The organism is Zhongshania sp. (assembly GCF_041584495.1).
GTDB lineage: Bacteria > Pseudomonadota > Gammaproteobacteria > Pseudomonadales > Spongiibacteraceae > Spongiibacter.
Genome location: NZ_JBFHDY010000184.1, coordinates 1 through 4,318, shown reverse-complemented (window position 1 = coordinate 4,318; position 4,318 = coordinate 1). Strand labels below are relative to the sequence as shown.

The 4,318-nt window shown below is 49.3% G+C and carries 4 protein-coding genes and 1 pseudogene; all 5 read left to right on the top strand.

The window, feature by feature from the left end:
• Positions 1 to 634: hypothetical protein (locus ABYP33_RS17575; protein WP_373092491.1), on the top strand; the 634-nt coding region annotated here is incomplete at its 5' end.
• Between the two features lie 52 nt (positions 635 to 686).
• Positions 687 to 2,009, top strand: coding sequence for a CpaF family protein (locus ABYP33_RS17570; RefSeq protein WP_373092489.1), 1,323 nt, complete (start codon positions 687 to 689; stop codon positions 2,007 to 2,009).
• Positions 2,006 to 2,893, top strand: coding sequence for a type II secretion system F family protein (locus ABYP33_RS17565; RefSeq protein WP_373092487.1), 888 nt, complete (start codon positions 2,006 to 2,008; stop codon positions 2,891 to 2,893). Before ABYP33_RS17570 ends, ABYP33_RS17565 begins: the two co-directional genes overlap by 4 nt.
• Positions 2,890 to 3,732 carry a type II secretion system F family protein gene (locus ABYP33_RS17560; protein ID WP_373092485.1) on the top strand — a complete coding sequence of 281 codons (843 nt, stop codon included), beginning with the start codon at positions 2,890 to 2,892 and terminating at the stop codon, positions 3,730 to 3,732. Before ABYP33_RS17565 ends, ABYP33_RS17560 begins: the two co-directional genes overlap by 4 nt.
• A gap of 52 nt (positions 3,733 to 3,784) precedes the next feature.
• Positions 3,785 to 4,318 (top strand): annotated as a pseudogene (locus ABYP33_RS17555) (hypothetical protein); the annotation flags it as partial.

Here is a 4,318-nt window from a genome sequence, read left to right as displayed (position 1 = left end):
TATTGCCGCGGGCGCGGTGATAATGCCAAATATGCTTAAAGAGGCGAGAATTAGTGACGGCGCTAATGTTATGTCTGATCCGCGCTCTTTGTTTGGTAAGCGCCTTAAAATTGCTAAAAAAGAGGGTGACACGTTTAAGCCCGACGATATTGCTCCAGCGCCAGCCCGCAAAACCCTGGCACAAGCGATTCCCGAGGGACGGGTGCTGTACACCCTGATCCCCAATGCTGGCGGTATTCCGCACTCACAATTGACCGGTGGTGATCGCCTAGATGTACTGGTGACGGGCCGCGGTGGTGTAAGAACTGTGGCACGGGATGTTCGTCTCATTGGGGTGATGGACGGCAGCGCAAAGTCACAGGCGGCGGCTGGCGGCGGCCCGATTAGTATGCTGAAACAAAAGCCCAAGAATACGTCTGGAAATAGAACCGGAGTGTCTTTGGTGGTTGCGGTCTACCCAGATGATGTTTACCCGCTTGCCAGCATTGGCAGCAACGATAAGGTGAGCTTGGTCCTGCACGGCAGTCGTGACCTGGCGGACGGCCAGCCGCTGCGAGTAAGAGCGGTGCCAACCCACCGTTCAATAGAAGTAGTATCGGGTTTGAGTCGCAGCAGAGTGAATATTCGACTGTAAGTTTAGTGAAAAATAGCTTGATCCTTAGTGAATTTGAAGTGGAGATAGACTGGTGAATATTTTGGGCGATGAGAGCAAGGAAAAAGGTGGAGCGGATTATTTTCGACGCCTAAGGGGCATGGTGCATCGCCGCTTAATCGATACGCTAGACAGCGATGGCGCTAAATCACTCGGCGACACCAGCCAGGTAAAAGAGAAACTAGAATGGATTGTTAATGATTTAAGCCGCAATCGCGGTGTAGAAATATCACAAGCAGAACGTAATCAACTCGAGCGCGAAATTCTTGAAGAATTGAGTGGCATGGGCCCATTGGCGCCCTTTATGCTGGAAGATGATATTACCGATATTTTAGTCAATGGTGCCCACGAAATTTGGATTGATCGCGCCGGCCGCCTCCAAAAAACGGGCGCGCGCTTTGACGACGAAGCTCATTTGCGGCGATTCTTAGATCGTATTATTGGCGTTCAAGGCCGACACCTTGATGCGAGTACACCAATGGTAGATGCAAAATTAGCCGATGGCAGTCGCTTGCATGCGGTGATACCGCCGCTTTGCTCAAAGGGCGCGGTTGTCTCAATCCGGCGTTTCCGTAAAGAAAGAATAGAACCTGCGGATCTTGTGACAGGCGGATTTATCAGTCAGCCGATGCTTGATCTTCTGCAAATGGCGGTGGCTGCGGGCGTGAATGTGATTGTGGCGGGAAGTGCGGCGGCGGGTAAAACCACCTTGTTAAATGTGCTTTCTAAATCGATTCCGGATCATGAGCGCATTATCACTATAGAAGAAACGTCTGAGCTGCGCTTGTATCACCCCCACGTCATTCCCCTTGAGTCCCGACCTGGTAACTTAGAAGGTATTGGTAGCGTTAATCTTCGTGAACTAGTTCGAACTGCATTGCGGATGCGCGCAGACCGCATCATAGTTGGTGAGGTGCGCGGCGGCGAAGTTATGGATATGCTACAGGCCATGAATGTAGGACATGATGGCAGTTTAACCACTGTTCACGCCAATAGCCTAGCTGACGTGCTACGCCGCTTAGAGTCCCTAGCACTAATGAGTGACTCTGGTGTGCCCCGCGATTCGGTTAAGGAAATGATTGCCTCTGCCATTCAGGTGGTTGTGCATGTAATGCGTTTTCGCGACGGTTCGCGCCGCGTGGTGAGCCTTGGTGAAGTGGTGCGTGACGGCGGTGAGTTGTCCGTCAAAGAATTGTTCCGATTTAAAGCCGAGGGCCTCAATGATGAGGGGCGTATTCAGGGTAAACACTGGTACACCGGCGAGAAGGTAGACTTTTTGGAACGCGTAGAGGCCCAGGGCTTTTCTGTTGATATTGATCTCGGGCCCATTCTGGACGTAAGGAGTGCGGTGTCGTGATAGATATACTGCTGGTTGCACTGTGTGTCTGTGTCGCCTTGTATTCGGGGTATTTTTTTCTGCGTAATCGCACTGTTAGCGTTGCGATCAGTACGCCAGTAGATGTGCTGTTTGAAGATAAGCCCGTGAGAACCCGCAAGCCATCTAAATTGCGGGCAAGTTTACGAACTTTAAATTTACAAGTGGAGCCGATATTAGTCATCGCCATCATTGGCATCCTTGGCGCATGCGTGTACTTTTTGTTTATCGAATTGTTTCCAGATATGGGACAGTTCGCGCTGTTAGCGGCGGCGGGCTTCACTTGCATGGCTTTTTTTATAATCAACGATTTGAGTTTGTGGCGCCGCCGCAAATTTGAAGAGCGGCTGGTAGACGCATTGGATCTTATTCAGGCGGCTATTCAAGGCGGCGTAACGGCACGGCACGCGTTATTGGTGGCCGCCGATGCCTCAGATGGCGCGATTAAGAAAGAACTGACCGAAGTTGTAGAGCGGTTAGACTACGGCCTAACCATCGACGTTGCGGTAGATCGCATGCAAAAGCGTTATGACACTGAAGGGGTGCGTTTATTTTGTCAGGCGCTGATCTCTAAGTGGAATTCCGGTAGCGACTTTGGTTTATTATTAAAATCGATTAGTGAGCTTATTCGCGATCAATTACGGTTGCGGATGTTAATTACTGGCCAATTGTCAGGAGTTCGTTATTCTGCGGTATTTACTGGCGCTCTTCCGTATCTACTCGTGCCCTTGTTTTTGTGGCGGGAGCCCCATTGGTTCGACCCTTTGAAAAATAACCCCGACGGCGCTACCTACGTTTTGGGTGCGATATTACTGCAGGTGTTTGGCTACCTTTGGTTACGCCGCTTGCTGAGGACGGAGCTATGAACGAAAGCTGGTGGTTTGACTTAGGAATTCTTGTTCTGCTGATGTTTATTGGCGCAATCGCGCTGAAAATGCGCTCGGGCGGCATTGAACAAGTTACCGAAAAAGAATTCGACGCTTTTGATATTGAAGATGAAAAGCGACGTTTTTCAATATATCCACGAAAATTGATTCGGCAAAGTGGGTATTCTCCGGAAAAGCTTTTTTGGGTTTACTGGATCGCTAAAGTAATACTCGCTGTGTTGGTGCCGATGGTATTGCTCGAGATATTTCAGGAGGGTCTTTTACTTTGGACCGTCCTGCTCATAGGCGTAATTAGTTTTTTTGTTATTGATCTCTGGTTTTTGATGGCGAGAAAAAGTCGTCGTACATCAATAGAGCGATCACTGTCGTTTTTTGTGAATTTGATGGTTGTCTATTTGAAGTCCGGTTTAAGTTTGACCCGCGCTTTCGATAGCGCCGCCCAATACGGTTTGAGTCGTAAAAATCCACTCGCGCAGGAGGTAAGCCTTTTGCTGCGTGAAATTGATGCCGGTCGCGCTCGCGATGAAGCATTTACTCGGCTGGCCAAGCGTACTGGGGTTGTGGATTTGCGCCGTCTTGCCGCGGTATTGAATGTCGGGTTTAAAGTAGGCTCACCCGTTGCTGATACTTTGGACGCGCAAGCACAATTGTTGCGGGCTCGACAGGTGCAACAGGGAACGGCGCTAGTAAACCGTAAGACAATGGAATCGATGTTGCCTATGCTTATGGTTTGCTTCCCCATGTTCATCGTGCTGATCTTTTACCCAGCGGGTGCTCAAGTTATTGAAGTAATGACGACACTGAAAGATTTATTTTAAAAAACGGTGCAGACGGCATTGTGACCAATGAATGGCGGGAGCCTGTATTTACATGAATGATATTGTTAAAAAATCGAATTTATCAGGCGCTAAGCCTCAACGCGCTCGGCAGAAAGGTTTTATTATTACTATTGAACTGATACTCATCAGTACGGTTTTGGTCATTGGTACGTTTGTCGGTATTGTCGCAATACGAGATGCTTTATTTAAACAGTATGTGCAGAAGCAGTCCCGTGAAGTGACGGTTTACGATGCAAATGGTTTGATCTTGGGTAAGGCCGTAGATTACGACGAGCATGAAGCGCCGCGGATTCCTTATATTGACCGCACAGTGCCCCCATTTTCACCTGACCCTGAACACCGCAATTATCGCGCTTTAATTAGTATTCGCGACGACCGATTTACATCTCGTGAAGCTGTTTACTACGACGGCGCAGACTGCACCGGAACGCCTTGTATTAAAGCCTCTAGCGACGAGGCGGCAGACAATGTTGGTATAGAGAATTTGTCGGCTACCGGTGCGGTGAGTTATCTCTATAAGATGCAAGACGGTCCTACCTACGCCATTGGTCGATCACCCGACGGT